Raw genomic sequence first — 26,934 nt, 5'->3', positions numbered from 1 at the left:
TTCTTCAAATAATGAAATTCATGAATAATTTGCTTCATGGATCGCCTCGATAGAAAAATCCTCTCCGTCCTGCAGCGCGATGCGCGCGCCAGCCTGCAGGAGATCGGCGCCGCCGTGGGCCTGTCGCCCTCGCCCTGCTGGGGGCGTATCAAGAAGATGGAGGAGGCCGGCGTCATCCAGGGCTACACCGTGCGGCTTGATCCGCTGGCGCTCGGCCTGGGCGACACGGTGCTGGTCATGGTGACGCTGGACAGCCACTCGGACAACACGCTGGAAAAATTCGGCGAGGTGCTGGCCAGCATTCCCGAGGTGGTCGAGGCGCACCTGGTCTCGGGCGACTATGACTACCTGCTGCGCGTGGTGGTCAAGGACACGCGCGACTACGAGCGGCTCCTGCGCGAGAAGCTCTACAAGATCCGCGGCATCCGCCACAGCCGTTCGAGCTTTGTGCTGCGGACATTGAAGAGGGCTGATCTGCCCCTCGGAGCGTGAGCAGGAGGGTTATGGCGCATGATGGGCGCCGCCTCCGCCTTACTTCGCCGCTGCTTTGTGCGCCTGCTTTCGCAGCGTGTCGGCGGTGACGCGCACGGGTTTGCCGTCCTGCACGATCACGATGGCGGTTTCGGTCTGCAGGGCGGTCTGGCGCGCCAGCTCGGCGGCCCGCCGCATGGCCTGCACCGATGCGCGCAAGTCCGGATTGCGCGCCTTGGAGATGTCTTGCGGGTTCATGGATTTTCTCCCCACTGCAAAAGAACGGGTGTCGATCCTGAATTGTCGTATACCGCCCAATCATCGACCGCATCGCGGTAAAAGCGCTCGAAGTTCTGCCAACCCGCAGCAAAGCGGCGCCGGATGACGGCTGCAGGGATGTCGTGCCCACCCTGGCGGACACGCTCGGCCACGCGTGCGATGGCGGTGCCTGTGTCAGGCAGTTTCAGGAAGAACAGACTGACGCGATAGCTCTGGGCTCGCCACTGGGCGATGTGGCGCAGGTAGCCCATGCCCGACAGCGTGGTTTCGATGGCGAAACTCTGGTTCGTCCGGACTGAGTGTTCGATTTCCTGAAGCATCAGCCGCCCGGCTCTCACCGCTGCCGTCTCCGGTGCGAATGGGGCGAGGCCCGCTGCAATCAGATCGGCATTGATGAAGCGCGGCAGCTGCGCCTCCGCTGGCAGGAATGACCGTGCAAAAGTCGTTTTGCCAGCCCCATTGGGGCCGGCGATCACGATGACTTTCTTGACGGGCTGCGCCATGTCTGTGCCTGCGTGCCAGGCCCTAGCCCAGCAGCAGCGCGTCGTCCGCGAGCTTCTCCCCGCGCACGCGCTCGAACATCTGCAGCAGGTCGGGCACGTCGGTGCGCGCGCGGGCCTCGCCCGAGATGTCCAGCACGACCTGGCCCTGGTGCAGCATGACGGTGCGCTGGCCCACGTCCAGCGCCTGGCGCATGCTGTGCGTGACCATCATGGTGGTCAGCTTGTTCTCGGCCACGATGCGCGCGGTGAGCTGCAGCACAAAATCCGCCGTGCGCGGGTCGAGCGCCGCGGTGTGCTCGTCCAGCAGCAGGATGCGCGACGGTTGCAGCGCCGCCATGAGCAGGCTCACGGCCTGGCGCTGGCCGCCCGAGAGCAGGCCGATGCGGTCGGTGAGGCGGTTTTCCAGCCCCAGGCCCAGCGTGGCCAGGCGTTCGCGGAACATGGCGCGCTCGGCGGCCTTGACGGCGCCGCGCAGGCTGCGGCGCGTGCCGCGCTGCTGGGCCAGCGCCATGTTCTCCTCGATGGTCAGGTCTTCGCAAGTGCCGGCCATCGGGTCTTGAAAGACGCGCGCCACGCGCTCGGCGCGCTCCCACACCGGGCGGTGCGTCACGTCCAGGCCGTCGATGGCGATGCGGCCCATGTCCACCGGCAGATCGCCCGAGATGGCATTCAAAAAGGTCGATTTGCCCGCGCCGTTGGAGCCGATGACAGTGACGAACTGCCCGGCGGGGATGTCCAGCGACATGCCGCGCAGCGCGCGTGTCTCGATGGGCGTGCCGGGGTTGAAGGTGATGTGCAGGTCTTGTGCGCTCAGCATGGTGCTTGTCTCCCGGCGGTCACAGGCTCTTGGGGGTGTCGGCCAGGCGCTTGCTGCGCAGGCGGCGCTTGATTTGCGGGATGACCAGGGCAATCGTCACCAGCACGGCGGTGACCAGGTTCAAGTCCTGCGCCTTGAGGCCGATGAAGTCGCTGTTGAGCGCGGCGGCGATGAAGAAGCGATAGACGATAGCGCCGATGATGACGGCCAGCGTGGCATAGACAATGCGCCGCGAAGGCAGGATGGACTCGCCCACGATCACGGCAGCCAGGCCGATGACGATGGTGCCTATGCCCATGGAGATGTCCGAGCCGCCCTGGGTCTGGGCAAACAGCGCGCCGGCCACGCCGACCAGGGCGTTGGACACGGCCATGCCCAGCAGCACCATGGCGCCGGTGTTGATGCCCTGGGCGCGCGCCATGCGGGCGTTGGAGCCGGTGGCGCGAATGGCCAGGCCGCGCTCGGTGGCGAAGAACCAGTCCATGGCCAGCTTGGCGGCAATCACGATGACCAGCAGCAACAGCGGGCGCCACCAGTAGTCCTCCAGCCCCTCGGGCTGCAGCAGGGTGAAGACCGTGGGATCGTTGATCAGCGGGATGTTGGGCCCACCCATGATGCGCAGATTGACCGAGTACAGCGCGATCATCATCAGGATGGAGGCCAGCAGATCCATGATCTTCAGGCGCACGTTCAGCCAGCCGGTGACCAGGCCGGCGATGGCGCCGGCAGCGGCAGCGGCCACGGTGGCCACGAAGGGGTTGGCGCCGCTGGCGATCAGCACGGCGCACACCGCGCCGCCCAGCGGAAAACTGCCGTCCACCGTCAGGTCGGGAAAGCGCAGCAACCGGAACGAAATGAAGACGCCCAGAGCAACCAGACTGAAGATCAGGCCGATCTCGACCGCGCCAAGCAGGGAGAACAGGGACATGGCAGGAGGGGAAAGGTCAACAAAAAACAGGAGCCCCGGCTTCAGGGCTCCTGCGTGGTGGTGGAGCTTAAGGACTCCGGGGCTTCAGGGCCGTGCCTTACTGGATGACTTGCGCGGCCGACTTGACCAGCGCGTCGGACAGCTTGACGCCCTGCTTTTCGGCAGCGCCAGGGTTCACGAACAGCTCCATCTTGGTGCTGACTTCTGGCTTGATGTCGCCGGGCTGTTCGCCCTTGAGGATGCGCACCACCACACGGCCAGTTTGCTCGCCCAGGTCGCGGTAGTTGATGCCTAAGGCGGCGATGGCGCCGCGCTTGACGCTGTCGGTGTCCGAGGCCACCAGCGGCAGCTTGGCTTCCTGGCCGACTTTCACCAGCGCCTCGTAGGCCGAGACCACGTTGTTGTCGGTGTTGGTGTAGATCACGTCGGCCTTGCCGATCAGGCTGCGCGCGGCGCTGCCCACGTCCACCGAGCGCGGCGCCGAGGCCTCGACCAGCGTCATGCCATTCTTGGCCAGCAGCTCCTTCATCTCCTTGACCACGACCACCGAGTTGGCCTCGCCCGGGTTGTAGACCATGCCCACGCGCTTGGCATTGGGCACCACCTGCTTGATCAGCTCAAGCTGCTTGTCCAGCGCCAGCAGGTCGGACACGCCGGTCACGTTGTTCTTGGACGGCTCCCAGCTGGCCACCAACTTGGCGGCCACCGGGTCGGTCACGGCGGAAAACACCACCGGCACGCTCTTGGTGGCGGCCACGACGGCCTGTGCCGATGGGGTGGCAATGGCGACGATGGCATCCGGCTTGTCGCCGACGAACTTGCGCGCGATCTGCGCGGCCGTGCCGGTGTTGCCCTGGGCGCTCTGGTATTGCCACTTGAGGTTCTTGCCCTCCTCGTAGCCGGCAGCCTTAAGGGCGTCCTTGACGCCATCGCGCACCGCATCGAGCGCCGGGTGTTCGACGATGGCCGTCACGGCCACGGATTTGGTGTCGGCGGCGTGTGCGGCAGGCGCGAGGGCTGCGGCGGCCAGGGCCAATGCGCTCAGGGGCGCCCAGGACAGGCTTTTCATGTGCTATCTATCTCCAGTTGACGAGCTTGGGTTCTCTTGCTTGTTGTATAGGGCCGGCGTGGAACCACTTGCCGGCCTTGCAGTAAAGCGCGCGATTGTTGCGCCAAATCACATGCCGGTGTAATTAGGGCCGCCCCCACCCTCGGGTGTGACCCAGACGATGTTCTGCGTCGGATCCTTGATGTCGCAGGTCTTGCAGTGCACGCAGTTCTGCGCGTTGATCTGCAGGCGCTGGGCATTGCCGCCCTTGGCCTCGTCGGGCACGAACTCATAGACGCCTGCCGGGCAATAGCGGCTCTCGGGGCCGGCATAGCGGGGCAGGTTGATCTCGGTGGGCACCTTGGCATCTTTCAGCTTCAGGTGCGCGGGCTGGTTTTCGGCGTGGTTGGTGTTGCTCACGAACACGCTGGACAGGCGGTCGAACGTCAGCTTGCCATCGGGCTTGGGATAGACGATGGGCTGGCACTCGGCAGCGGGCTTGAGCGTGGCGTGGTCTGGCGTGTCGCGGTGCAGCGTCCAGGGGATGTGGCCCTTGAGCACGAATTGCTCGATGCCGTTCATCAGCGTGGCCGTGGTCAGGCCCTTCTTGAACCAGGACTTGAAGTTGCGCGCCTTGTTCAGCTCCTCGTGCAGCCAGCTGGCCTCGAAGGCCTTTGGGTAGGCCGTCAGCTCGTCGCCCTGGCGGCCTGCCACTACGGCGTCATAGGCCGCCTCGGCGGCCATCATGCCGGTCTTGATGGCGGCATGGCTGCCCTTGATGCGGCTGGCGTTCAGAAAGCCAGCGTCGCAGCCCACCAGCGCACCGCCGGGGAAGACGAACTTGGGCAGGCTCAGCAGGCCACCGGCGACGATGGCGCGCGCGCCGTAGCCCAGGCGCTTGGCCGGCTTGATGCCCTTGGCCTCGTCGCCCTCCAGGTACCAGCGGATGTTGGGGTGTAGCTTCCAGCGCTGCATCTCCTCGAACGGGCTGAGGTAGGGGTTGGCATAGTCCAGACCGGTGATGAAGCCCAGCGTGACCTTGTTGTCCTCCAGGTGGTAGAGGAAGCCGCCGCCATAGGTGTCGCTGGCCAGTGGCCAGCCGGCGGTGTGCAGCACGAAGCCTGGCTGGTGGCGCTTGGGGTCGATCTCCCACAGCTCCTTGACGCCGATGCCGTAGGCCTGCGGGTCGCGTCCCTCGTCGAGCCTGTAGCGGGCGATCAGCTGTTTGCCCAGGTGGCCGCGCGCGCCTTCCGCAAAGATGGTGTACTTGCCGTGCAGCTCCATGCCCAGCTGGAATTCGTCCGTGGGCTGGCCCTCCTTGTCGAGGCCCATGTTGCCCGTGGCCACGCCCTTGACCGAGCCGTCGTCGTGGTAGATGACCTCGGCAGCGGCAAAGCCGGGGAAGATCTCGACCCCGAGCGCCTCGGCCTGCTCGGCCATCCAGCGCACCACGTTGCCCAGGGCCACCACGTAGTTGCCGTGGTTCTGGAAGCACTGGGGCAGCAGGAAGTTGGGCGTGCGAAATGAACCCTTCTCGCCCAGGAAGACCATCGCGTCGTCGGAGACGGGCTGGTTCAGCGGCGCGCCCTTGGCCTTCCAGTCGGGGATCAGCTCGGTCAGCGCCTTGGGATCCATGATGGCGCCCGACAGGATGTGCGCGCCCGGCTCCGAGCCTTTTTCCAGCACCACCACCGAGATGTCCTGGCCATTGGCCTCGGCCATCTGCTTGAGGCGAATCGCCGTAGCCAGGCCGCCCGGGCCGCCGCCGACGATCACCACGTCGTATTCCATGGCCTCGCGCGGGCCGTACTGCTGCAGGATCTCTTCGTTCGTCATGGGTTGTCTCGTATGCGGGATGGTGGAAAAAGCGAAGGCGGCGCGCTGCGGGCCGGCGATGGCGGACGATTGTATGCATCCGGCAACAATAAAAACGCACGGTCGTTCAATTCCGTGCCTGGCAGGGGACAGCACAGGCGACAGCGCCCACCTGGCGGCGCGGGTCAGAATCGCCCCCATGAAAATCTCTCTGCCTGAACACAAGAAGCTGGTACACCAGATGCACTTGGACGTGCGCTGGGGCGACATGGACGCCATGGGCCATGTCAACAACGCCATGTACTTTCGTTACCTGGAGAGCATCCGCATCGACTGGATGACGGCTGTAGGGGCCAATCCCCAGCCCCAGGGCCAGGGGCCGGTCATCGTGAACGCTTTTTGCAGCTTCCTGCGCCAGATCGAGTATCCGGCGCGGCTGCTGCTGAAGCTCTATGTGAGCGACCCGGCGCGCACCACCTTCGAGACCTGGATCACCATCGAGCGTGAAGACCAGCCCGGCGTGATCTATGCCGAAGGCGGCGCCACCACCATCTGGGTGGACTTCCCGCAGCAAAAGGCCGTGGCTCTGCCGGACTGGATGCGCGCCATCGTCAGTTGAAGGCGGACGGCGCCGGCAGGGCGGGCAGCTCCAGTCGTGCTTCGAAGCCGTGCGCCAGCCCGGGCGGCGGTGAGGACAGCCGCAGCCTTGCCCCGTGCTTGTGTGCAATGGTGCTGGCGATCGACAGGCCCAGGCCATAGCCGGCCCGGCTGGCACTGTGGCGCACATGGCGCTGCTGCAGTCTCGCCAGCCGCTCGGGCGGCACGCCAGGGCCGTGGTCGCGCACCGCCAGCGTGGTGCCCGGGCCGGCGACGATCTCCACGCTGCTGCCCGCGCTGTAGTGCAGGGCGTTTTCCACCAGATTGCGCAGGGCGATGGCCAGGGCATCGAAGTCGCCCGGCACGCACAGCGGGGCGTCTTGCGGCGCCACCGCCAGCGTCAGCTCCAGCCGATCGACCACACGGTCGTCCTGCCAGAACTCCTGCGCCACGGCTTCGGCCAGCTGGGCCAAATCGACCGGTTCGCGTGCCAGCGGGGCGCTGGATTCGGCGCGCGACAGCTGCAGCAGCTTTTCTGTGCGCTGGGCCAGCGTCTGCAGCGCCGTCAGTGCGGCCTGCACGTCGCTGCGCGCCAGACCATGCTCCAGGGCAGTCTGCAGCCGCAGCCGGGCCGCCGCCAGGGGTGTACGCAGTTCGTGCGCGGCATTGGCAGCCAGGGCGCGCTCCACGTCGAGCGCCTGAGACAGGCGCTCCAGCAGACGGTTGACATGGTCTTCCACGCCGCGCAATTCGCGCGGCAGGGCGGGCAGCTCGATAGGTTGCAGCAGTTGGCCGTCGCGCAGGCTGATCTCGTGCGCCAGGACGTCTAGCACACGCAGCTCGCGCCGGGCGATGCGTCGCAGCAGCCAGGCCAGCAGCGGCAGCACGGCCACCAGGGGCACCAGCAGCCCGATCAGCGTGCGGTTGAGGGTTTCGCGGCGCTCGTCCAGCGGATCGGCCACCTGCAAGAAGACCTCGCGCGCCGGATGGCGCAGCGTGTACACGCGCCAGCCGCCGGCCTGGGCAAAGCCGGGTGCCAGCGGCACGTCAAACTGTGCGGCGCTAGCGCTGGCCGAGCGCGCCAGCACGCGCGCATCCAGACTGACGAGCTGATAGGGCACGTCGGATTCGGCAAAGGTGACGGGAGCGGCAATGGTCAGGGGCGCTGTGCCCGGCTGTGCCGGGGCCGCATCCAGGCGATCCAGGGCGATGTCGAACAGGCGATGCGAGACCTCCACCAGTTCGCTGTCGAAGTTGTGATTGATCTCACTATCGACATACCAGACCACGGCCAGCACGCAGGCCAGCCAGACGCCGCCCACCCAGACGATGAGGGTGCGCGCCAGCCGACCAGCCAGGGTTTCGGCACGGGGCGGCAGCGATTCCTGGGCGGAGTTCATCCGATGGAGGGTGGGTTCAGACGGGTTCCGATTCACGCGCCCGCGCCAGGAGCTGGCGTCAGCCGATAGCCCAGGCCACGCACGGTCTCGATGCGCTCGCGCCCGAGCTTTTTGCGCAGGCGGCTGATGAAGACTTCCAGCGTGTTGCTGTCGGACTCGTCGCCCCAGCCGTACAGGGCATCCTGCAGGCTTTCGCGGGTGTGGATGTGCTGGGTGCGCGTGGCCAGCACGCGCAGCAGCGCCCATTCCTTTTGCGTCAGCGCCACCGGTACGCCGGCGCGGCGCACTTGTTCGCGTGCCAGGTCGATCTGCAGCTCGCCCAACTCCAGCACGGGCTGGCTGGCACTGGTGCGGCGGCGCTCCACGGCGCGCAGGCGCGCCAGCAACTCGCCGGGGTCGTAGGGCTTGACCAGATAGTCGTCGGCACCTGCGTCCAGGCCGTGGATGCGGTCGCTGACCTGGTCGCGCGCCGTCAGGACGATCACGCTGGGGCACTCGCGCAGCGCGCGCACCTCGCGCAGCAGCGCCAAACCATCACCATCGGGCAGGTGCAGATCGAGCAGCACGGCAGCGTACTGGGCGGCGTGCAGGGCGGCGCTGGCCTGGGCCAGGGTGGGCGCAGCGTCCACCACGAAAGCCTTGGCGCGCAGGTAGCCACATACGGCTTCGCGCAGGGCGCTGTCGTCTTCCACCAGCAGGATTCGCATGGGCGGCAGTCCTCGGGCTTTGATGCAAATGGGCTGGAAAGTGTAGGGTGCTGCAGGCGGCTCGAAATGCTCGCAGACGTTCAGCGGACGTTCAGCCGCACTGCCTACGCTGCGCGCCCATGTCTGTCCTTTCTTCTACACCTCTGCGCCGGCTGGGTGCGCTCACCCTGCTGCTCTTCACCCTGCTGCTGGCCTGGGATGCCTCGGGGCTGGATTTGCCGCTGGCCCGCCTGTTCGGCACGGCGCAGGGCTTCGCCTGGCGCGATCAGCCGACTTTCGTCTTGTTGCTGCACACCTTGCCGCGCTGGTTCAGCAGCGCACTGCTGCTGGCGCTGTTCATCGGTGCCGTGTGGCCCTGGGGCTTTCTGCGGGCGCTGGCATCGCCCGATCGCTGGCAACTGGCCTTGTCCATTGCCCTGGGCATGGCAGCCATCACGCTGCTCAAGCGCGTCAGCAGCACCAGTTGCCCCTGGGATCTGGCGCAGTTCGGCGGGACGCTGCCCCATTTCTCGCACTGGCTGTGGGGTGTGCGCGACGCCGGGCCGGGGCATTGCTTCCCGGCTGGGCACGCCTCGGCAGCGTTGGCCTATCTGACTGGCTGGTGTGTGCTGCGCCGCAGCCTGGCCCCGGAAGTGGCCCGGCGCTGGCTGGTGGCGGCTTTGCTGGCCGGTGCCGTGCTGGGCCTGGCGCAGCAGATGCGTGGCGCGCATTTCATGAGCCATACCCTGTGGACGGCATGGATTTGCTGGACGCTGGGCCTGGCCATCGAGGGCCTCAGGCGCTGCCTGCCGGCTGGCGTGGCCCGGGTGCCTGCGTCGCTAGCAAGCCTGAACAAAACCTGAACACGCCCTTCAGCCGCGCTTCAGGCAGCGTGCCCACTATGCGCGGCCATGGCTGTTTTCATGCACATACCTTCCCCTGACACTGGCGAGCCACAGTCCGGGCTGCGCTCCCGGGGCGCGCCTGGCTGGCTGCAGTCCTTCGACGCCTGGCTGGCCCAGCCCCTGAACCCGCAGCAGATCGTGCTGCGCCTGTCGCTGTACCTGCTGCTGACGGCCAACGTGCCGCTGTGGCTGCAGCTGGCGCGCATCGGCGGCGCGCCCAGCCTGTATCTGCGTTCGGCGCTGGCCTTGGCGGTGCTGCTGGTGTGCGGCATGGTGGCCATCCTGGCCTGCACCGCCTGGACACGCGGCATGCGCCTGGTGTGGTGGCTGGTGGCCGCCGTGGCGGCGCTGGCGCAGCACTACATGCTGACCTACAGCGTGGTCATGGATCCGGGCATGGCTGCCAATGTGCTGCAGACCGATGCGCGCGAGGTGGCCGACCTGCTGGGCCTGCGCCTGCTGCTGGCCGTAGCCGCCGTGCTGGCGCTGCCGACCTGGTGGCTGCTGCGCGTGCGTATTCCGCCCATGGGGACGCTGCGCCAGGTGGGCCGCAACCTGGTCATGCTGGCGCTGGCGCTGGCGATTGCCACGGCGACGGTGGCCATGGGTTCGCGCGAGCTGGCGCCGCTGATGCGCAACCACCCGCAGCTGCGCTATCAGCTCAATCCATTGGCCAGCCTGTACTCGACGGCGGTGGCCGCCATGCGCCCGGCCTTTGCGCGCAGCCAGGCGCTAGTGCCCATGAGCGCTGGCGCGGCCCTGGGCGCCACGCACGCGGCTGGTGCCCGGCCCCAGCTGTTCGTGCTGGTGGTGGGCGAGACGGCGCGCGCCGACCACTTTGCCCTCAACGGCTATGCCCGCGACACCACACCGCAGCTGGCCGCGCAGCAGGGCGTGCTGTCGTGGCGCAACGTGTACTCGTGCGGCACCAGCACGCTGGCCTCGCTGCCGTGCATGTTCTCGCCGCTGGGCAAGGAAAGATTCGAGGCGCGCAAGGGCGAATATGAAAACCTGCTCGATGTCGTGCAGGCCGCCGGCATGGCCGTGCTGTGGCTGGACAACCAGTCGGGCTGCAAGGGCGTGTGCGAGCGCGTGCCGCACGCCCAGGCTGCCGACGGCCTGACACCCGAGCAGCGCCGCCAGTGGTGCGACGCCAGCGGCGAATGCCGCGACATGGCGCTGCTGACCAATCTGGACGAGCGCCTGGCCGCCATCCCGGCGCAGCAGCGCGAGCGGGGCGTGCTGCTGGTGCTGCACCAGATGGGCAGCCACGGCCCGGCCTACTACAAGCGTTCGGCGGCCGGGGACAAGCGCTTTGTCCCGGAATGCCGCACCGAGGTGCTGGCCGACTGCGCCCACGGCGAGCTGGTCAATGCCTATGACAACAGCATTGCTGCCACCGACGCCTTCCTAGTGCGCACTATCGACTGGCTGCGGGCGCGTTCGAGCGAATACGACAGCGGCCTGCTGTATGTGAGCGACCACGGCGAATCCCTGGGTGAGTACGGCCTATTCCTGCACGGTCTGCCCTACGGCATGGCGCCGGACGTGCAAAAGCACGTGCCCCTGATCGCCTGGCTGGATGCGCGGCTGCAGCAGCGCCAACAGCTATCGACGGACTGCCTGCGCGCCGGCCTGGATACCCCGCTAACGCACGACAGCCTGTATCACACCATGCTGGGCGTGCTGGACGTGCGCTCGCCCAGCTACCGACCGGGGCTGGATATGCTGGCCGACTGCCGACGGTCGGAGTGACGACTCAAGATTTTGCAGCTGCAGGCGCCCTTCATGGCGGATGGCGTCGGCGGCTGAGGCCGCAGCTGACCGCAGTCAGATGTCCTCCAGCAGCGCGTAGGGCAGAGGCTGAATGATCAGCGGCAGGCCCTCTGCCTGCAGTGATTGGCTCGCAGCCGCAATTTGCATGGAGATCAGGGCATTGACGCCCCCGACCGGGCTGACAGCCGACTGCACGACCAGCCCCACGGGCTGCTCGGCATCGTCTGCGGCAAAGACCTCGGTGCCGGCGGCCAGTGCCTGCGCCGCCGCTGGCACATGCACCAGATAGGTGCGGCGCTTGAGCGTGCCGCGAAACTGGCTGCGCGCCACCACCTCCTGGCCGGGGTAGCAGCCCTTCTTGAAGTTGACCCCGCCGATGGACTCGTAATTGAGCATCTGCGGCACGAAGGCTTCGGCCACCGGTGCGCTCAAGGTCGCTACGCCAGCGCGCACCTCGCCCCACAGCCATGGCTCGGCTGCAAGCGCTGCTCCCTGTGGCGCTGGCGCATCCAGCGGCGCCAGCCACAGCGCGCGCGGCTGGCCGTCCGCCGGATACAGCGCCACCACGCTGGCCGCACCGTGCTGCACCAGCGTCCAGGGCGGTGCGTCGGCAGGCAGCAGCTGGCGGGCGGCGGTACCGGCCAGGCCGTGCAGTTGGAACTCTGCCGTGGCGTCGCTGATCCTGGCCTTGGCACGCAGCACGAACATGGACAGGCGCTTGAGCGTGGGCGCCAGCAGGTCGCGCGAGCACACCAGCAGCACTTCGGCGTCGCTGCGCCTGAAGCCGATGAAGCTGGCCAACATGCGCCCCTTGGGCGTGAGCAGGGCCGCCAAGCGGGCGTGCTGCAAGTCCAGCAGCGCGAAATCCTGGCTCAGCTGGCTGTGCAGAAAGCTGGCCGCGTCCTCTCCGGCGACGCGGATTACGCCCAGATGGAGCAGGGGAGCGACGCCTTCCAGCGGTGCTGCTGCGGCGGCTGTCGGGGCGGGATGGTGGGTCTGTGGGTCGATCATGCGTCCATTATCATGAGCGGCTTTTGTCCGCCCCCGGGCTGCTGTTTCTTGGCTGATTCTTCCCCCGTGCGCCGTCTTTTCCTGATGCTCCTGCTCGTGCTGATCGCTGCGGGCGCGGCTGCCGCCTGGTGGCTGCAGGCGCCCCTGCCGCAGCGCGCCGGCGCCGCTGTGGGCGGTGCGCCGCTGGAGCTGGAGATCGAGCCCGGCACTACCCCGCGCGGCGTGGCGCGCGCAGCCGTGCAGGCCGGCCTGGACGTGCGCCCTGACCTGCTGTACTGGTGGTTTCGCCTGTCCGGCAAGGATCGCGACATTCGCGCGGGCAACTACGAGATCCCGCGCGGCACCAGTCCGCAGGCGCTGCTGCAGAAACTGGTGCGCGGCGAGGAAGCCCTGCGCGCCGTGACCCTGGTCGAGGGCTGGAACTGGCGCCAGGTGCGCCAGGCGCTGGCGCGCGCCGAGCAGCTGCGCCCCGACAGCGCCGCCCTGAGCGATGCCGAGCTGATGGCCGCCCTGGAGCGTCCCGGCGTGCCGCCCGAAGGGCGCTTCTTCCCCGACACCTACACCTACGCCAAGGGCAGCAGCGACCTGAACGTGCTGCGCCGGGCGCTGCACGCCATGGATCGCCGGCTGGAGGCCGCCTGGGCGCAGCGCGCGCCGGACACGCCGCTCAAGTCGGCCGAGCAGGCGCTGATCCTGGCCAGCATCGTGGAAAAGGAGACCGGTCGCGCCGAAGACCGCGCCCAGGTCGCCGGCGTGTTCGCCAACCGGCTGCGCATCGGCATGTTGCTGCAGACCGACCCCACCGTCATCTACGGCCTGGGCGAAAGATTCGACGGCAACCTGCGCCGGCGCGACCTGACCACCGACACCCCCTTCAACACCTACACCCGCACCGGCCTGCCGCCCACGCCGATTGCCATGCCCGGCAAGGCCTCGCTGCTGGCCGCCGTGCAGCCGGCGGATACCCGGGCGCTGTACTTCGTCGCACGCGGCGACGGCAGCAGCCACTTCAGCACCACGCTTGACGAGCACAACCGCGCCGTCAACCGCTACCAGCGCGGCCAGAAATGACGACTCCTTCGACCCAGCCCGGCCTGTTCATCACCTTCGAGGGCATAGACGGCGCCGGCAAGAGCTCGCACATCGCCGAGCTGGCCGGCGCCTTTGCCAATGCCGGGCGCAGCGTGACGTTGACGCGCGAGCCCGGCGGCACGCCGCTGGCGGAAAAGCTGCGCGCGCTGCTGCTGCACGACGCCATGGACGCGCTGACCGAGGTGCTGCTGGTCTTTGCCGCGCGGCGCGACCACCTGTGCCGCGTCATCGAGCCGGCGCTGGCGCGCGGCGAGGTCGTGCTGTGCGACCGCTTCACCGATGCCACCTTTGCCTACCAGGGCGCAGGGCGTGGCTTCGACTGGCAATCGCTATTAAAATTGGAGCTGCTTACGCAGACTGGGTGCGGGCTGGAGCCAGATTTGATGCGAAACCCTGATCTGACGCTGTGGTTCGACCTGCCGCCCGCCGTGGCCGCCGAGCGCCTGGTGGCGGCGCGGGCGCCGGATCGCTTCGAGGCGCAGCCGCTGGAGTTCTTCACCCGCGTATCGGGCGGCTATGCCGAGCGCGCCCGCCAGGCGCCGCAGCGCTTTGCCCGCATCGACGCTGCCCTGGCGCGCGAGCAGGTGGCTGCCCAGGTGCTGCAGCAGGTAACGGCGCGCGGCTGGCTGGCCGCTGCCGGAGGCGCCGCATGAGCGAGGCGCCGTCCGCCGTGGCGCCGTGGATCGCCAGCCAGCGCGACCAGCTGCTGGCCCAGCGCGGCCACGCCTGGCTGCTGCACGGCCCGGCTGGGCTGGGACAGTACGAGCTGGCGCTGGAGCTGGTGCGCGCCTGGCTGTGCGACGCGCCCACGGCGCAGGGCGCCTGCGGCCAGTGCGCCAGCTGCCACGGCGTGAACGTGCGCACCCACGCCGACCTGTGCGTGCTGCTACCCGAGACGGTGGCGCTGCAGCTGGGCTGGCCGCTGCCGGAAAAAGCCCAGGCCGACATCGACGACAAAAAGCGCAAACCCAGCCGCGAGATCCGCGTGGAAGCCATGCGCGATGCCGTCGAATTCGCCCAGCGCACCAGCAGCCGCGGGCGCGGCAAGGCGGTGCTGGTCTTTCCTGCCGAGCAGATGAACCACATCACCGCCAACGCCCTGCTCAAGACGCTGGAGGAGCCTCCGGGCGACGTGCGCTTCGTGCTGGCCACCGAGGCTGCGCACGAGCTGCTGCCGACGATCCGCAGCCGCTGCCTGGCGCACACCATGGTCTGGCCGCAGCCGCAGCAGATGCAGCAGTGGCTGGCTGCGCAGGGTGTGGCGCCCGATGCTGGCGCCACCTGGCTGCGTGCCAGCGGCGGGCGGCCCCATGACGCACTGGCGCTGGCCCGCTCCGGGCGCAGCCCTGCCGCCTGGGCCTTGATCCCGCAGGCGCTGGCGCGCGGCGATCCCTCGGCCCTGGCCGGGCTGGAGCCGGCGCAGGCCGTGCAGGTGCTGCAAAAACTCTGCCACGACCTGCTGGCACAGCACCTGGGCGCTGCGCCGCACTACTTTGCCGCTGCCGACCTGCCCACCGGGGCCACCCTGGGGGCGCTGACGCGCTGGTCGCGCGCCCTGGTGCAGCACGCGCGCACGGCAGAGCACCCCTTCAACGCCGGCCTGATGCTGGAGGCGCTTGCGGCGCAGGCGCATCAGGCCATCTACTCTCCACCCCGCAGCCGCAGCGTTGCCGCACCGGAAAGACAGGCATGAGCACTTCCCCTTCCGCTCCACGCCCCAGCGTGATGCAGCTCAACATCAAGGAAAAGGCGGCGCTGTATGCCGCCTATATTCCGTTCCTGGACAGCGGCGGCATTTTCGTGCCCACGGCGCGCGAGTACCGCCTGGGCGAGGACGTCTATGTGCTACTCAGCCTGCCCGACGACCCGCAGCGCTACCCGGTTGCCGGGCGCGTGGCCTGGGTGACGCCGGCACGCGCTGCCGGCAACCGCACACAAGGCATAGGCGTGCAATTCCCCAAGGACGACAAGTCCCGCCAGCTGCGCCACAAGATCGAGGAAATCCTGGGCACCAGCCTGGCCTCGGACAGGCCGACGCAGACCATCTGAGCCCCGTTTGCGGCTTTTCCATGTTTGTTCCATGTTCGTTGATTCGCATTGCCACCTGAACTTCCCCGAGCTGCGCGAGCAGTTGCCCGCCATCCGCCAGGCCATGGCCGAGGCGCACGTCGATCGGGCGCTGTGCATCTGCACCACCCTGGAGGAGTTCGGCGAGGTACACGCCCTGGCGCTGGCGCATGACAACTTCTGGGCCACCGTCGGTGTGCATCCGGACACCGAAGGCCTGCGCGAGCCTGCCGCAGCCGATCTGGTGCAGCGCGCCCGCCTGCCGCGCGTGGTCGCCGTGGGCGAAACCGGGCTGGACTACTACGGCATGGAAGAGCGCAAGGGCGGGCGCAGCATCGCCGACCTGGGCTGGCAGCGCGAGCGCTTTCGCACGCACATTCGCGCCGCGCGCGAGGTCGGCAAGCCCCTGGTCATCCACACCCGCAGCGCCGCTGCCGACACCCTGGCCATCCTGCGCGAGGAGGGCGAGGACGGTGCTGGCAACCGCGCCGGCGGCGTCTTCCACTGCTTCACCGAATCCGCCGACGTGGCCCGCGCAGCGCTGGATCTGGGCTACTACATCTCGTTTTCCGGCATCCTGACCTTCAGGAATGCGCAAGACCTGCGCGACATCGCCGCCTTCGTGCCGCTGGATCGGCTGCTGATCGAGACCGACAGTCCCTACCTCGCCCCCGTGCCGTATCGCGGCAAGGTCAACAGCCCGGCCTATGTGCCTTACGTGGCGCAGCAGCTGGCGCAAGTGCGGCAATTGCCGGTCGAGGACATCGCAGCGGCCACCAGCCGCAACTTCGAGCAGCTTTTCCTGCGCCAAGAGGAGGCTGCGTGATCGCCCGTCGCCCTCTGGTGGCGCTGTTGGCCCTGGGCGCTGCCGGCTGCGCCCACGCTGGCGCCCACGAGGACTTCTTTCGGGCCATCGAGCTGGACAACAGCCGCCAGATCACCGAGTTGCTGCGCCGGGGCATGGACGCCAACACCCGCAATGCCAAGGGCGAGCCGGCACTGGTGCTGGCCCTGCACGGCGAGTCCTACCAGGCAGCGGCCGCCCTGCTGCAGGCGCCGCGCCTGGACGTGAATGCGCGCAATGCCAAGGGCGAGACGCCGCTGATGATGGCGGCGCTGCGCGGCCATCTGCCCAGCGCCCGCGCCTTATTGGCACGCGGCGCCGACGTGAACCAGGAGGGCTGGACGCCGCTGCACTACGCCGCCTCGTCCACTAGCGACGATGCGTCCGCCATGGTGGCGCTGTTGCTGGGCCACCATGCCTACATCGACGCTGCCTCGCCCAATGGCACGACGCCGCTGATGATGGCCGTGCGCTACGGCAGTGCGCCAGCAGCGCGGCTGCTGGTGCAGGAGGGGGCGGATCCGACCACCCGCAATGACTTGCGTCTGACGGCACTGGACTTCGCCCGCCAGGCTGGACGCGACGACATGGTCGAGCTGGTGGCGCAAAGCCTGCGCCGACGCCAGCCCCAGCGCGGGCGCTGGTAGCGCCAGGCAAGGCCAGGTCAGCACCACCAGAATTTATATGAAAAGTGCTTGAAATCCGCTCCAGGCAAGCGCTGACAGCTATTATTAAAGTAGCAAAAAAGGCTTGTCAGGCACCTGTCGGGCGCACCTGCAGCCGCGCATACAGCCCGCCCAGCGCCAGCAATTCGGCGTGCGTGCCCTGCTCGGCGATCTGGCCGCGCTCCATGACGACCACGCGGTCGGCGTGCTCGATGGTGGACAGCCGGTGCGCGATGACCAGTGTGGTGCGCCCGCGCATCAGCTGCTGCAGGGCGTCCTGCACCAGGCGCTCGGACTCGGTGTCCAGCGCCGAGGTGGCCTCGTCCAGGATCAGGATGGGCGCATCGCGGTACAGTGCCCGGGCAATGGCCAGGCGCTGGCGCTGGCCGCCCGACAGCTGCGTGGCGTTGTGCCCGACCACGGTGTGCATCCCCTGGGGCAGGGCGGCGACGTGCTCGGCCAGATTGGCCGCCGCCAGGCACTGCTGCACGCGCTGCTCGTCGATGGCCGCGCCCAGCGCCACGTTGGCGGCGATGCTGTCGTTGAACATGACCACATCCTGGCTGACCAGCGCGAACTGCGCGCGCAGCGCATCGAGCCGCCAGTCCTGCAGCGCCACGCCGTCGAGCAGCACACGGCCACCCGACGGCACGATGAAGCGCGGCAGCAGGTTGACCAGCGTGGTCTTGCCCGCGCCAGAAGGGCCGACCAGCGCCACCACCTCGCCCGGCGCGATGGCCAGCGACACCCCGTGCAGAGCGCGCGCCTCGCTGCCTTCGAAGTGGACGGATACGCCCTGCAGCTCGATGGCCCCGCACGCGCGCTGCACCTGGTACGTGCCGCTGTCCTCGGGCTGGGTCTGGCTGATGAGCAGCAGGCCGCGTTCGAGCGCAGCCACGCCGCGCGTGATCGGGTTGGCCACGTCGGCCAGGCGGCGGATGGGCGCGATCAGCATCAGCATGGCGGCGATGAAGGAGGCAAAGCCGCCCACCGTGACCTCGCTGGCGCTGCCGGCGCTGCCGTGGCTTTGCCACAGCGCAATCACGATGACCGCCGACAGGGCGCCGGCGGCCAGCAGCTGGGTGGTCGGCGTCATGGCCGCCGAGGCGATGGTGGACTTGATGGCCAGGCGGCGCAGCTGCTGGCTCAAGGCGCCGAAGCGCTCGGCCTGCTGCGCCTGCGCGCCGTGCAGGCGCACCATACGATGCGCCAGCACGTTTTCCTCGACCACGTAGGCCAGGTCGTCGGTGGCCTGCTGGCTGGTCTTGGTGATGCGGTAGAGCCGGCGCGACAGCGTCTTCATGATCCAGGCCACGCCCGGCACCATGATGGCGACGATCAGGGTGAGCTGCCAGTTCAGGTAGATCAGATAACCCAGCAGCGCCACCAGCGTGAAGCCGTCGCGCGACAGGCCCATCAGCGCCTGCACCAGAGCGGTGAAGCCGGTCTGCACCTCATAGACCACGGTGTTGGACAGCGTGCTGGCCGACTGGCGGGCAAACAGCTCCATCTGCGCCACCATCAGCCGCTCGAACAGCGCGGTGCGCAGGCGCAACATGCCCTCGTTGGCGATGCGCGCCAGCGCGTACTGGCCGGAGAACTGCGCCAGCCCGCGGATGAAGAACACCCCGATGATGGTCACCGGCACCATCCACAGCTGCAGCGAGCCATCGGTGAAGCCCTGGTCGAGCAGCGGCTTGAGCAGCGCCGGGATCAGCGGCTCGGTGGCCGCGCCCACCAGGGTGGCCAGCAGGGCCAGGCCCCAGGCCAGGCGCTGGTGGCCGAAGTAGGCGTGCAGGCGCCTGAGGCGCTGCAGCAGGGGCAGCGGCGGCGCTCCGGGGGCTGGCGCGGCGCTATGATTCTTTTCTTGCATGAGGGGCGGATTCTACGGACGCACAAATGGCTTCAGCGGGGCGACAAAGCGGCGCAGTCTGGCACGGGCCGGGCAGCGCGATGTGTAACATGCACGGCTCTGTCGTCCTCTCTGTCGCCCTGCTTCGAAGGTCTTGCACTCCATGGATTCACAGACGCCCATGCGTACCGTCCGCTCCCCTCTCTCTTTCCCATCTTCGCCTGTCTCCTCTGCCGTGGACTCTCGCCCTTGCTCCCTGCCAGCTCTGTCGCGGCGCGGCGCGGCGCTGGCCTTGGCTGCCGGCTGCGCCCTGCCGGCGCTGGCGCAGTTCCGCGTGGAGATCACCGGTGTCGGGCTGACGCAGCTGCCCATTGCCCTGGCGCCGTTTCGCGGCGAGGCACAGTCGCCGCAGAAGATTTCCGCCATCGTGCAGGCCGACCTGGAGCGCAGCGGTCGCTTCGTCGGCGTGGATGCCGCCGGCGTGGCGCTGGATGAGACCTCGCGCCCCGACCTGGCCCTGTGGCGCCAGCGCCGCGCCGATGCGCTGGCATCGGGCAGCATCACGCGGCTGGCCGATGGGCGCTTCGACGTGCGCTTTCGCCTGTGGGACGTGGTCAAGGGCCAGGATCTGGGCGGGCAGAGCTTCACCGTCACCCAGGCCGACCTGCGCCTGGTGGCGCACCGCATCGCCGACTACATCTATGAAAAGCTGACGGGCGAGCGCGGCGTGTTCTCCACGCGCATCGCCTACGTCACCAAGGTGGGCGGACGCTACAGCCTGTGGGTGGCCGACTCGGACGGCGAGAACGCCCAGTCGGCCCTGTCCAGCCCTGAGCCCATCATCTCGCCGGCCTGGTCGCCCACCGGCGCGCAACTGGCCTATGTGTCCTTCGAGTCGCGCAAGCCCGTGGTCTATGTACACGACGTGGCCAGCGGCCGGCGGCGCCTGATCGCCAACTTCCGCGGCTCCAACAGCGCCCCGGCCTGGTCGCCCGATGGCCGCCAGCTGGCCGTGACGCTGAGCCGCGACGGTGGCTCGCAGCTCTACACCATCGACGCCGGCGGCGGCGAGCCGCGCCGCCTGATGCAAAGCAGCGGCATCGACACCGAGCCGGCTTTCTCCAGCGACGGGCGCAGCATCTACTTCGTCAGCGACCGGGGCGGCTCGCCGCAAATCTACCGCGTGGCTGCCAGCGGCGGCGGCGCCGAGCGCGTGACCTTCCAGGGTTCCTACAACATTTCTCCGGCCATCAGCCCCGATGGTCAGTGGCTGGCCTACATCTCGCGCGTCGGCGGCGGCTACAAACTGCACGTCATGGACTTGAAATCTGGCACCGTGGCTGCAGTCACCGACACGGCGGCGGACGAAAGCCCCAGCTTCGCCCCCAATAGCCGCCTGATCGTCTATGCCACCCAGCAGCAGGGCCGCGATGCCCTGATGACCACCACGCTGGACGGCAAGATCAAGGCGCGTCTGGCCGGGCAGGGCGGGGACATCCGCGAACCCGACTGGGGGCCTTTCCCCCGTCAGTGATCCGCAGCAGCGACCAGTGCCGCCAGGCCACCGCATCCTTTTCCACGAACCTGTTTTCCTTTCATTCCCAGGAGCATCCAGATGATCCAGTTTTCCCTCAAGCGTACCGGTGCTGCGCTAGCGATTGTGGCCTTGGTGGCCGGTTGCAGCTCCGGCGTCAAGCTCGACGATGTTCCGGTCGAAGATCGCGGCGCGACCTCCACCATGCCCGCCGCCCCTGGCGCCGATGCCGGCAGCATGGGCCAAAGCGGTGTCGCTCCGGTCGATCTGACGCAAGCGGGCCAGGGCGATGGCGGCCCGGTGGGGGTGGCGCGCATCATCTACTTCGACTTCGACAGCTATGCCGTCAGGCCCGAGTACCAGTCGGTGCTGGAAGGCCACGCGCGTTTCCTCAAGGCTGCGCCCGGGCGCAAGGTCATGATCGAAGGCCACACTGACGAGCGCGGTGGCCGCGAGTACAACTTGGCACTGGGCCAAAAGCGCGCCGAGGCCGTGCGCCGCTCACTGGCGCTGCTGGGCGTGACCGATGTCCAGATGGAGGCCGTGAGCTTCGGCAAGGAAAAGCCCGCCGTGTCCGGCTTCAATGAGGACGCCTACTCGCAGAACCGCCGCGCCGAGCTGTCGTACCGCTGATGGCAAGTCCCGCCTTGACTCCTGCATTGACTGCAGCGCGGCAACGCACTGCCGTGCTGGCCGCCATGTTCGTGGCCGCCCTGTCGTGGTCGGCGCCCAGCCATGCACTGTTCGAGGACTCCGAGGCGCGCCGCGCCATCCTGGAGCTGCGCCAGCGCATGGACAGCCTGGGCCAGGCCAGCCAGCGTGCCGGCGAGCGTTCGGGCGACGAAGTCTCGCAACTGCGCCGCAGCCTGCTGGATCTGCAGACGCAGATCGAGGCGCTGCGTACCGAGCAGGCCATGCTGCGCGGGCAAAACGAGCAGCTGCAGCGCGAGGTGGCCGAGCTACAGCGCCGGCAAAAGGACATCGCCCAGGGCGTGGACGAGCGGCTGCGCCAGTTCGAGCCAGTCAAGGTCAGCCTCGACGGGCGCGAGTTCCAGGCCGACCCGGCAGAAAAGCGCGACTTCGAGGCTGCCCTGGCGGTGTTCCGCTCGGGCCGCTTCGCCGAGGCCGGCACGGCTTTCAGCGCCTTCATCAAGCAGTACCCGCAGTCGGGCTACCAGCCATCGGCGCTGTTCTGGCTGGGCAATGCCCAATACGCCACGCGCGACTACAAGGAAGCCATCAACAATTTCAAGGCCCTGCTGGCGGCCGCGCCCAGCCATGCGCGCGCGCCCGAGGCCGCGCTGTCGATTGCTAACTGCCAGATCGAGCTCAAGGACACGCGCGCTGCCCGCAAGACGCTGGAAGACCTGGTGCGCACCTATCCGAACTCCGAAGCCGCCACTGCGGCCAAGGAGCGCCTGGCGCGCCTGAAGTGACCCGCTTGAGTGACGCCGGTCGTGCCGATCCCGCGCCATCGCTGCCTCCACTGGCTGGCAAGACGGACTTGGAGCGCCGCTTCGGCGGCCTAGCGCGCCTGTACGGCGTGGCGGGGGCGACTGCCATCCGCGCCGCCCATGTGGCGGTGGTGGGCATAGGCGGGGTCGGCTCCTGGGCCGCCGAGGCGCTGGCGCGCAGCGGTGTCGGGCAACTGACGCTGATCGACCTGGATCATGTGGCCGAGTCCAACGTCAACCGGCAGATCCACGCCCTGACACCCACGCTGGGCCAGTCCAAGGTGCAGGCCATGGCCGAGCGCATCGCCCTGATTCACCCGCAATGCCGGGTGCATGGCGTGGAGGAATTCGTCGAGCCGGGCAACTGGCCGCAAATCCTGCCGCCGGGCGTGCAGGCCGTGATCGACGCCTGCGACCAGATTCGCGCCAAGACGGCCATGGCCGCCTGGGCGCTGCGCACGCGCCTGCCCTTCATCAGCGCCGGGGCTGCCGGCGGCAAGCGTCAGGGCCATCTGGTGGAAGTGGACGACCTGGCGCACGCCACGCACGACCCGTTGCTGGCGCAGTTGCGCTACCGCCTGCGGCGCGAGCACAGCGCTGCGCAGGGCGGCAAGCGCATCGGTCTGCCCTGCGTCTTCAGCCGCGAGGCGGTGGCGCCGCCCCATGCCTCCTGCGAGTTGGAAGGCGCCGATGGCACGCTGAACTGCCATGGCTATGGCTCCAGCGTGGCGGTGACGGCGACTTTCGGCTTGTGCGCTGCCGGCTGGCTGCTCGATCGCATCGCCCGCGCTGCTGCCCCGAGCGCGTAAAAAATATTGCTATACTCTGTGGCTTCGCTGGAGCTGCAGCGAGCCTTTTCATGAAGGCCGTGGGTCGTTAGCTCAGCCGGTAGAGCAGCGGACTTTTAATCCGTTGGTCGCAGGTTCGAATCCTGCACGACCCACCAATGAAATCAAGCACTTGGGCCAGTTCTTCGGGACTGGCCTTTTTGTTTGCCGGCAGCTTGTAGGCAATTTTGTAGGCACTTTCGCCACGGCCTGGGGCTGGGTTGTGGCCCGGCAGGTGTCTATCAACCGTTCTGCAATACCTACGCAAATCTAATCATTACTGACTAGGGCGTGTCATCAATCAACGCCGCTACAGTTGAAAGCTACGGCCCCGGCGGCAAGTAAAGGCGATGCAAGTAAAGGCGATGAGTAAGGATTTATCCGTAAATAATATTAACGGGCAGGTGGATTTTCCGCAGCGCGATGATGGCGGCGGCGAGATGGTTGAGTGCGAGGAACGTGTGCTCCAGCTTCTCGTAGCGCACCAGTAATTTCCTGAACCGGTTGAACCAGCCATGGCAAGCCTGCACAACCCAACGGCGCGCTTTTTTCTTCGGATCACGCTTTTTGTGCTCTGCCTCGCTTTTGCGGCCCACCACATGCGGGATATAGCCGTGGGCCAGAATGATCTTCATGGCGTTCTTGCCCGGGTAGCCCGCATCAGCACATAGGTGCTTGCTGCGCCGCTGCTTGGGCGTGGGGCGTTTGACCATGCAGCAAGACAACACGGCCTCAAGTTGCGTCACGTCGTGCGCGTTCGCCCCGGTCACGACGAGCGACAACGGGACGCCACGCCCGTCCACCAGCAGGTGACGCTTGCTGCCTTTTTTTTCCCCGATCCGTCGGGTTGCGCCCCACAGCTTCCTGCGCCAAGGGCGCCTTGAACATGGCGCCGTCGATGCTCTGCCAGCGCCAGGCGATGCCTTCACAGTCGTCGTATTCGGCCAGCCCTGCCTTCCACAGGTTCTCGAAGAACCCGGCCTTGGACCACAGCATGAACTTGTGATGGATCGCGCTGGCGCTGCCAAAGCGTTCAGCCGGCAGCGCCTTCCACTGGCAGCCTGTGCGCAGCACATACATGATGGCCTCGAACACCAGCCGTGGCGGTTTTGCGGGGCGGCCCGCCCCGGCTGCGCGTTCGTAGTGCTTGCCTGGATCGCGCACTGGCTGTGGCACCAGCGGCTCTACCAGTTTCCAGAACTCGTCCGTTACCTCCCACGAATTGGCATGCGCCTTGGCCATTTATCGCTCCTTCGTCGCATCACGGGCGACTCGGGAGAATTTTAATTTACGGACAAATCCTAAGAGATATGCCCTCAGTGATGTGCAGTGGGCGCGCATCAAAGACCTGCTACCGGGTCAGGCAGGACATTCCGGAGCCACGGCAAAAGACAACCGGCTGTTCGTGGACGCGGTGCTATACCGCTACCGAGCAGGGATTGCTTGGCGAGATCTGTCGACGCGCTTTGGCGACTTTCGTGTCGTGCATACCCGTCACTCTCGCTGGAGCGACAAAGGTGTTTGGCAACGGGTGTTGGAGGCCTTGGCGCAGGACGCGGACGATGAGTACGCGATGATCGACGCCACCATCGTGCGGGCCCATCAGCACAGCGCTGGTGCAAAAGGGGGGATCCGGATCAGCAGGCTCTTGGGCGCAGCCGAGGAGGCCTGAGCACCAAGATCCATGCGACGGTCGATGCGCTGGGCAACCCGACAGGATTTGTCCTCACCCCTGGGCAGGCGCATGACCTCAAGGGCGCCGATGTCCTGCTCAAGGACACGCCCGCACAGACCATCCTCGCCGACAAGGCCTATGACGCCCAGGCCCGACTGATCGGGCCGCTGCTGGACAAGGGAAAAGCGGTTGTCATTCCGCCTCGGGCGACCAACAGACAGCCGCGTGCATATGACCGAGACTTGTACAAGGCGCGCCATCTGATCGAAAACTTCTTCGCACGCTTGAAGCAGTACCGCGCCATCGCTACGCGCTACGACAAGACCGCGCGCAACTTCCTGGGGGCCATTCACCTGGCCGCATCCATGGTGTGGCTGGCGTGAGCGGTAGCAACCCTGCCATGCTCTCGGGATTGATTGATGACACGCCCTAGTACACATGCCCAGCACGAAGGATTTGTCGATTTTCAGGCGGTGGGCGATGAAGCGGCGCAAGTACACCAGGCTGGAGTAGCCGGTGCCGAAGTCGTCGATGGCGATGCGGATGCCGCGCGCACAGGCGCTGCAGCACTTCGGCAAAGTGCAGTGTGTCCGCTAGCAGCAGCGACTCGGTCAGCTCCAGCTCCAGGGCGCTGGCCGGCAGGCCGCTTTCGGCCAGGGCGGTGGCGATGTCGCGCTCGATGGTGCCGCACTGGAGCTGCATGGACGAGACATTCACCGACACCGGCACCCCGGCAAAGCCCTGATCCAGCCAGTGCCGGGCGTCCCGGCAGGCTTGGCGCAAGGCCCATGCGCCCAGCTCATTGATCAGGCCGCTTTGCTCGGCAATCGCGATGAAGCGCTGCGGCGCCACCGCGCCCAGTGTGGGATGGTGCCAGCGCATCAGGGCTTCGGCGCCGACCACGAGACCGCTGGCCAGGTCGATCTGCGGCTGGTAGTGCAGTTGCAGCTGGCCTTCCTGGATGGCCACGCGCAACCCGGCAGACAGTTGCAGGTACTCCAGCACGCTGGCGTCCCTGTCGGGGGTGAAGAAGCGAAAGTTGTTGCGCCCGGTTTCCTTGGCACGGTACATGGCGCGGTGGGCGTTCTTGAAAAGTTCGGTCGGATCGGTGCCATCGCGTGGTGCCACGGCGATGCCCATCGAGGCCGTGACCATGACGTCGATGCTGGCAAGCCTGAAGGGCTGCTTCGGGAGATCTGGCCACGGCGGTTGCACGCCTGGGCCAGCCCCAGCAGGGCGACGCAGCCGAGGTTGATGGCAATGTTCAGTCACAGGCCGCGCCAGACATTGAGCACGGCCACCATGCAAAAAACCGCGCCGATGGACAGCAGGATCTGGCGAAACAGTCAACAAGCGTCTGCTGCAGCGCCTGCAGCGGTGCCGGCGCCAGGCATCGAGGGTCAGCGCTGCCTGGGCAGTGGTGGGTTGCGGTAGCTGCGGATGGATTCGACCAGGCCCTCGACCTCCGCGCCAAACAGCGCCACGGCCCGGGCCAATTGTTCTATGTAGGCCTCATCGCGCCCGATGCGCCGCACGATCAGCCGGGCGTTGGCCGGAAAGGCCGGGTTGAAGCTGACGAAATCCCACCAGGCGCGGCCTGTGATCCACAGGCAGCCCTGGATCTGCGCGGTGTAGGCCGGTGGCTCGGCGGGCAGGGTCAGGTATTCGGCGTGCGTGCGCTCGCGCGGGCACTTGATCTCCAGGCCGCCGTCCGCATCGACCAGCCCGTCGGGCGAGACGCCGCAGGGCAGGCTGTCGTGCAGACAAAAGCCCACTTCGGTGACGAAATTGCCCGTCAGCACTTCATATTCCGACCGGGCGATGGGTTCGCGCTCGATGCCCAGCTCCATGGCGGGCGTGGTGCAGGTTTCGGTCGGCCGGCCGGTGATGATCTCCAGGGCCAGTTGCGTGGCATAGGCGCGGCGGGTCAGGCCACGCCCGCCTGCCAGCACATCGGCAAAGCGGCTGCCCGTAGCCTTACCCAGGCGCAGGGCAAACCATTCGGCGCTGCCCTGCGGAGCATCACTGACCCGCATTCCGGCCATCCGTGACACGCTGCGCCAGGGCTTTCAGCTCGGCGTGGCGGCTGGCCAGGGCCATGCGCTCGTCGGGCATGGAGCTTTGCCAGAAGCTGCGGTAGGCGTCCAGGCCGGCGCTGGCTGCCGTGGTGGCCGCCTCCAGCAGGTCGGAGGAGGGGGCCGGGCCTATGGGCAGCTCCTCGTCGTTGGGGTCAATGTAGGACTCGGGATCCATGGCCATGGTGGGCACGACGAACTGCTGGAACAGGGCCGTGCGAAAGGCGATCGACTGCGCCTTGGTCACGGCCTTGTCGCCACTGTCCATGGCCTCGCCGTAGCACTCGCTGCTCACGAAGGAGCCATCCTCGGCAGTGAATCTGAAAGTGCCCTTGAGGGTGCAGAAGCGGATGGCGCGCCCGTCCTTGGGATCGCCCCGCAAGCGCTCGTGGACGAGCAGCTCGGAGTAGCTGGGCGTGACCGTGATGCCGTGCTTGACCAGCAGCGGCGACAGCTCGTTCATCGCCGATTCAATGCCGCGGAAGGTGTAGCCCTGCTGCACGTTGCGCTGCAGCTTGGCGATGCCGGTGGTGGCGATGTCCTTCATGACGCCAAGGACGGCGGCCTGGATCTTGCTCATGGTGGAGGTTCCGGAAAAAAAGGCGGCGGGGCG

General features: G+C 67.5%; 28 protein-coding genes, 1 tRNA gene and 1 pseudogene. 16 read left to right on the top strand and 14 right to left on the bottom strand.

What is annotated here, in order from left to right:
- Positions 1 to 36 precede the first annotated feature (36 nt).
- On the top strand, positions 37 to 492 hold the full coding sequence (locus IDM45_RS07255; RefSeq protein WP_209422250.1) for an Lrp/AsnC family transcriptional regulator: 456 nt from the start codon (positions 37 to 39) through the stop codon (positions 490 to 492).
- Positions 493 to 531: 39 nt separating this feature from the next.
- Here IDM45_RS07255 and IDM45_RS07250 read toward each other — a convergent pair whose 3' ends face one another.
- The 6 genes from IDM45_RS07250 to IDM45_RS07225 form a co-directional block, all read right to left on the bottom strand.
- The gene (locus tag IDM45_RS07250; protein WP_209422249.1) at positions 532 to 729 is read right to left on the bottom strand and encodes a hypothetical protein; all 198 of its coding nucleotides are present in this window, start codon (positions 727 to 729) and stop codon (positions 532 to 534) included.
- Positions 726 to 1,253 carry an AAA family ATPase gene (locus IDM45_RS07245; protein ID WP_209422248.1) on the bottom strand — a complete coding sequence of 176 codons (528 nt, stop codon included), beginning with the start codon at positions 1,251 to 1,253 and terminating at the stop codon, positions 726 to 728. Before IDM45_RS07245 ends, IDM45_RS07250 begins: the two co-directional genes overlap by 4 nt.
- 22 nt (positions 1,254 to 1,275) lie before the next feature.
- Complete coding sequence (locus IDM45_RS07240; RefSeq protein WP_209422247.1) at positions 1,276 to 2,070, bottom strand: ABC transporter ATP-binding protein; 795 nt, start codon at positions 2,068 to 2,070, stop codon at positions 1,276 to 1,278.
- A 19-nt stretch (positions 2,071 to 2,089) separates the two neighbouring features.
- A complete protein-coding gene (locus IDM45_RS07235; RefSeq protein WP_209422246.1) occupies positions 2,090 to 2,998 on the bottom strand; it encodes an ABC transporter permease in 909 nt (302 codons plus the stop codon).
- 97 nt (positions 2,999 to 3,095) lie between these two features.
- Positions 3,096 to 4,067 (bottom strand): ABC transporter substrate-binding protein, encoded by a 972-nt coding sequence (locus tag IDM45_RS07230; RefSeq protein ID WP_209422245.1) that lies wholly within the window; start codon positions 4,065 to 4,067, stop codon positions 3,096 to 3,098.
- 108 nt (positions 4,068 to 4,175) lie between these two features.
- Entirely contained in the window at positions 4,176 to 5,882 is a 1,707-nt protein-coding gene (locus IDM45_RS07225) for an electron transfer flavoprotein-ubiquinone oxidoreductase (RefSeq protein ID WP_209422244.1), read from the bottom strand.
- Between the two features lie 178 nt (positions 5,883 to 6,060).
- On the opposite strand from IDM45_RS07225, the gene IDM45_RS07220 reads away from it, so the two are divergent.
- Positions 6,061 to 6,480, top strand: coding sequence for an acyl-CoA thioesterase (locus IDM45_RS07220; RefSeq protein ID WP_209422243.1), 420 nt, complete (start codon positions 6,061 to 6,063; stop codon positions 6,478 to 6,480).
- On the opposite strand, the gene IDM45_RS07215 is transcribed toward IDM45_RS07220, so the two are convergent.
- Together IDM45_RS07215 and IDM45_RS07210 are read right to left on the bottom strand one after the other, a co-directional pair.
- Positions 6,473 to 7,858: a sensor histidine kinase gene (locus IDM45_RS07215; protein ID WP_209422242.1), complete on the bottom strand. Its 1,386-nt coding sequence runs from the start codon at positions 7,856 to 7,858 to the stop codon at positions 6,473 to 6,475. The two genes, IDM45_RS07220 and IDM45_RS07215, sit on opposite strands and share 8 nt — an antisense overlap.
- A gap of 32 nt (positions 7,859 to 7,890) precedes the next feature.
- Complete coding sequence (locus IDM45_RS07210) at positions 7,891 to 8,565, bottom strand: response regulator (protein ID WP_209422241.1); 675 nt, start codon at positions 8,563 to 8,565, stop codon at positions 7,891 to 7,893.
- Positions 8,566 to 8,684: 119 nt separating this feature from the next.
- On the opposite strand from IDM45_RS07210, the gene IDM45_RS07205 reads away from it, so the two are divergent.
- Entirely contained in the window at positions 8,685 to 9,407 is a 723-nt protein-coding gene (locus tag IDM45_RS07205; RefSeq protein WP_209422240.1) for a phosphatase PAP2 family protein, read from the top strand.
- Between the two features lie 60 nt (positions 9,408 to 9,467).
- Complete coding sequence (locus IDM45_RS07200) at positions 9,468 to 11,204, top strand: phosphoethanolamine transferase (protein ID WP_209422239.1); 1,737 nt, start codon at positions 9,468 to 9,470, stop codon at positions 11,202 to 11,204.
- 75 nt (positions 11,205 to 11,279) lie between these two features.
- Here IDM45_RS07200 and ygfZ read toward each other — a convergent pair whose 3' ends face one another.
- Positions 11,280 to 12,236: a CAF17-like 4Fe-4S cluster assembly/insertion protein YgfZ gene (gene ygfZ / locus IDM45_RS07195; RefSeq protein ID WP_209422238.1), complete on the bottom strand. Its 957-nt coding sequence runs from the start codon at positions 12,234 to 12,236 to the stop codon at positions 11,280 to 11,282.
- 84 nt (positions 12,237 to 12,320) lie between these two features.
- Between ygfZ and mltG the strand changes: the two genes are divergently transcribed.
- Genes mltG through IDM45_RS07165 form a run of 6 tightly spaced genes read left to right on the top strand, consistent with a single transcriptional unit; the run spans position 12,321 to position 16,886 of the window.
- On the top strand, positions 12,321 to 13,307 hold the full coding sequence (mltG, locus tag IDM45_RS07190) for an endolytic transglycosylase MltG (RefSeq protein WP_209422237.1): 987 nt from the start codon (positions 12,321 to 12,323) through the stop codon (positions 13,305 to 13,307).
- Positions 13,304 to 13,981: a dTMP kinase gene (gene tmk, locus IDM45_RS07185; protein ID WP_209422236.1), complete on the top strand. Its 678-nt coding sequence runs from the start codon at positions 13,304 to 13,306 to the stop codon at positions 13,979 to 13,981. The genes mltG and tmk overlap by 4 nt, the downstream gene beginning before the upstream one ends.
- Positions 13,978 to 15,021: a DNA polymerase III subunit delta' gene (locus IDM45_RS07180; RefSeq protein WP_209422235.1), complete on the top strand. Its 1,044-nt coding sequence runs from the start codon at positions 13,978 to 13,980 to the stop codon at positions 15,019 to 15,021. Before tmk ends, IDM45_RS07180 begins: the two co-directional genes overlap by 4 nt.
- A complete protein-coding gene (locus IDM45_RS07175) occupies positions 15,018 to 15,377 on the top strand; it encodes a PilZ domain-containing protein (RefSeq protein ID WP_209422234.1) in 360 nt (119 codons plus the stop codon). Before IDM45_RS07180 ends, IDM45_RS07175 begins: the two co-directional genes overlap by 4 nt.
- A 31-nt stretch (positions 15,378 to 15,408) precedes the next feature.
- On the top strand, positions 15,409 to 16,221 hold the full coding sequence (locus tag IDM45_RS07170) for a TatD family hydrolase (protein WP_209422233.1): 813 nt from the start codon (positions 15,409 to 15,411) through the stop codon (positions 16,219 to 16,221).
- Positions 16,221 to 16,886, top strand: a complete 666-nt coding sequence (locus IDM45_RS07165; RefSeq protein ID WP_408631678.1) for an ankyrin repeat domain-containing protein — start codon at positions 16,221 to 16,223, stop codon at positions 16,884 to 16,886. The genes IDM45_RS07170 and IDM45_RS07165 overlap by 1 nt, the downstream gene beginning before the upstream one ends.
- Positions 16,887 to 16,992: 106 nt before the next feature.
- Here the strand turns inward: IDM45_RS07165 and msbA are convergent, their stop codons facing one another.
- On the bottom strand, positions 16,993 to 18,777 hold the full coding sequence (gene msbA / locus IDM45_RS07160) for a lipid A export permease/ATP-binding protein MsbA (protein ID WP_209422231.1): 1,785 nt from the start codon (positions 18,775 to 18,777) through the stop codon (positions 16,993 to 16,995).
- A 160-nt stretch (positions 18,778 to 18,937) separates the two neighbouring features.
- Here msbA and tolB point away from each other — a divergent pair, with 160 nt between their 5' ends.
- The 5 genes from tolB to IDM45_RS07135 all read left to right on the top strand — a co-directional run bounded on the left by tolB (position 18,938) and on the right by IDM45_RS07135 (position 22,690).
- A complete protein-coding gene (gene tolB / locus IDM45_RS07155; protein WP_232654211.1) occupies positions 18,938 to 20,290 on the top strand; it encodes a Tol-Pal system beta propeller repeat protein TolB in 1,353 nt (450 codons plus the stop codon).
- An 81-nt stretch (positions 20,291 to 20,371) separates the two neighbouring features.
- Positions 20,372 to 20,923 carry a peptidoglycan-associated lipoprotein Pal gene (gene pal / locus IDM45_RS07150; protein ID WP_209422230.1) on the top strand — a complete coding sequence of 184 codons (552 nt, stop codon included), beginning with the start codon at positions 20,372 to 20,374 and terminating at the stop codon, positions 20,921 to 20,923.
- Positions 20,924 to 20,988: 65 nt separating this feature from the next.
- Positions 20,989 to 21,726: a tol-pal system protein YbgF gene (ybgF, locus tag IDM45_RS07145; protein WP_232654349.1), complete on the top strand. Its 738-nt coding sequence runs from the start codon at positions 20,989 to 20,991 to the stop codon at positions 21,724 to 21,726.
- Positions 21,727 to 21,731: 5 nt separating this feature from the next.
- Positions 21,732 to 22,553, top strand: coding sequence for a tRNA threonylcarbamoyladenosine dehydratase (locus IDM45_RS07140; protein ID WP_209422228.1), 822 nt, complete (start codon positions 21,732 to 21,734; stop codon positions 22,551 to 22,553).
- 61 nt (positions 22,554 to 22,614) lie between these two features.
- Positions 22,615 to 22,690: transfer RNA gene (locus IDM45_RS07135), tRNA-Lys, on the top strand.
- A gap of 258 nt (positions 22,691 to 22,948) precedes the next feature.
- Here IDM45_RS07135 and IDM45_RS07130 read toward each other — a convergent pair.
- A protein-coding gene (locus tag IDM45_RS07130; protein WP_209422227.1) for an IS5 family transposase occupies positions 22,949 to 23,813 on the bottom strand; the annotation gives its coding sequence in 2 pieces (ribosomal slippage) (positions 22,949 to 23,396 and positions 23,395 to 23,813; 867 coding nt in all).
- Between the two features lie 82 nt (positions 23,814 to 23,895).
- On the opposite strand from IDM45_RS07130, the gene IDM45_RS07125 reads away from it, so the two are divergent.
- A protein-coding gene (locus IDM45_RS07125) for an IS5 family transposase (protein WP_411828435.1) occupies positions 23,896 to 24,629 on the top strand; the annotation gives its coding sequence in 2 pieces (ribosomal slippage) (positions 23,896 to 24,207 and positions 24,210 to 24,629; 732 coding nt in all).
- A 184-nt stretch (positions 24,630 to 24,813) separates the two neighbouring features.
- On the opposite strand, the pseudogene IDM45_RS07120 reads toward IDM45_RS07125, so the two are convergent.
- From IDM45_RS07120 to IDM45_RS07110, 3 genes and pseudogenes are all read right to left on the bottom strand, one after another.
- Positions 24,814 to 25,461: pseudogene (locus IDM45_RS07120) on the bottom strand (EAL domain-containing protein); the annotation flags it as partial.
- A 185-nt stretch (positions 25,462 to 25,646) separates the two neighbouring features.
- Positions 25,647 to 26,282 (bottom strand): lambda exonuclease family protein, encoded by a 636-nt coding sequence (locus tag IDM45_RS07115; RefSeq protein ID WP_209422225.1) that lies wholly within the window; start codon positions 26,280 to 26,282, stop codon positions 25,647 to 25,649.
- Complete coding sequence (locus IDM45_RS07110; RefSeq protein ID WP_209422224.1) at positions 26,269 to 26,901, bottom strand: ERF family protein; 633 nt, start codon at positions 26,899 to 26,901, stop codon at positions 26,269 to 26,271. Before IDM45_RS07110 ends, IDM45_RS07115 begins: the two co-directional genes overlap by 14 nt.
- Between the last annotated feature and the right edge of the window lie 33 nt (positions 26,902 to 26,934).

Origin of the sequence: Melaminivora jejuensis, assembly GCF_017811175.1 — a bacterium.
Classification (GTDB): Bacteria; Pseudomonadota; Gammaproteobacteria; order Burkholderiales; family Burkholderiaceae_C; genus Melaminivora; species Melaminivora jejuensis.
The sequence above is the reverse complement of the archived record's forward strand: the minus strand, read 5'-3'. Positions and strand labels throughout refer to the sequence as shown.

Coding starts and splice junctions, on each gene's coding strand:
- IDM45_RS07255 (WP_209422250.1), top strand. CDS start 37: ATGGATCGCCTCGATAGAAAAATCCTCTCCGTCCTGCAGCGCGATGCG.
- IDM45_RS07250 (WP_209422249.1), bottom strand. CDS start 729: ATGAACCCGCAAGACATCTCCAAGGCGCGCAATCCGGACTTGCGCGCA.
- IDM45_RS07245 (WP_209422248.1), bottom strand. CDS start 1,253: ATGGCGCAGCCCGTCAAGAAAGTCATCGTGATCGCCGGCCCCAATGGG.
- IDM45_RS07240 (WP_209422247.1), bottom strand. CDS start 2,070: ATGCTGAGCGCACAAGACCTGCACATCACCTTCAACCCCGGCACGCCC.
- IDM45_RS07235 (WP_209422246.1), bottom strand. CDS start 2,998: ATGTCCCTGTTCTCCCTGCTTGGCGCGGTCGAGATCGGCCTGATCTTC.
- IDM45_RS07230 (WP_209422245.1), bottom strand. CDS start 4,067: ATGAAAAGCCTGTCCTGGGCGCCCCTGAGCGCATTGGCCCTGGCCGCC.
- IDM45_RS07225 (WP_209422244.1), bottom strand. CDS start 5,882: ATGACGAACGAAGAGATCCTGCAGCAGTACGGCCCGCGCGAGGCCATG.
- IDM45_RS07220 (WP_209422243.1), top strand. CDS start 6,061: ATGAAAATCTCTCTGCCTGAACACAAGAAGCTGGTACACCAGATGCAC.
- IDM45_RS07215 (WP_209422242.1), bottom strand. CDS start 7,858: ATGAACTCCGCCCAGGAATCGCTGCCGCCCCGTGCCGAAACCCTGGCT.
- IDM45_RS07210 (WP_209422241.1), bottom strand. CDS start 8,565: ATGCGAATCCTGCTGGTGGAAGACGACAGCGCCCTGCGCGAAGCCGTA.
- IDM45_RS07205 (WP_209422240.1), top strand. CDS start 8,685: ATGTCTGTCCTTTCTTCTACACCTCTGCGCCGGCTGGGTGCGCTCACC.
- IDM45_RS07200 (WP_209422239.1), top strand. CDS start 9,468: ATGCACATACCTTCCCCTGACACTGGCGAGCCACAGTCCGGGCTGCGC.
- ygfZ (WP_209422238.1), bottom strand. CDS start 12,236: ATGATCGACCCACAGACCCACCATCCCGCCCCGACAGCCGCCGCAGCA.
- mltG (WP_209422237.1), top strand. CDS start 12,321: ATGCTCCTGCTCGTGCTGATCGCTGCGGGCGCGGCTGCCGCCTGGTGG.
- tmk (WP_209422236.1), top strand. CDS start 13,304: ATGACGACTCCTTCGACCCAGCCCGGCCTGTTCATCACCTTCGAGGGC.
- IDM45_RS07180 (WP_209422235.1), top strand. CDS start 13,978: ATGAGCGAGGCGCCGTCCGCCGTGGCGCCGTGGATCGCCAGCCAGCGC.
- IDM45_RS07175 (WP_209422234.1), top strand. CDS start 15,018: ATGAGCACTTCCCCTTCCGCTCCACGCCCCAGCGTGATGCAGCTCAAC.
- IDM45_RS07170 (WP_209422233.1), top strand. CDS start 15,409: ATGTTCGTTGATTCGCATTGCCACCTGAACTTCCCCGAGCTGCGCGAG.
- msbA (WP_209422231.1), bottom strand. CDS start 18,777: ATGCAAGAAAAGAATCATAGCGCCGCGCCAGCCCCCGGAGCGCCGCCG.
- tolB (WP_232654211.1), top strand. CDS start 18,938: ATGCGTACCGTCCGCTCCCCTCTCTCTTTCCCATCTTCGCCTGTCTCC.
- pal (WP_209422230.1), top strand. CDS start 20,372: ATGATCCAGTTTTCCCTCAAGCGTACCGGTGCTGCGCTAGCGATTGTG.
- ybgF (WP_232654349.1), top strand. CDS start 20,989: ATGTTCGTGGCCGCCCTGTCGTGGTCGGCGCCCAGCCATGCACTGTTC.
- IDM45_RS07115 (WP_209422225.1), bottom strand. CDS start 26,282: ATGCGGGTCAGTGATGCTCCGCAGGGCAGCGCCGAATGGTTTGCCCTG.
- IDM45_RS07110 (WP_209422224.1), bottom strand. CDS start 26,901: ATGAGCAAGATCCAGGCCGCCGTCCTTGGCGTCATGAAGGACATCGCC.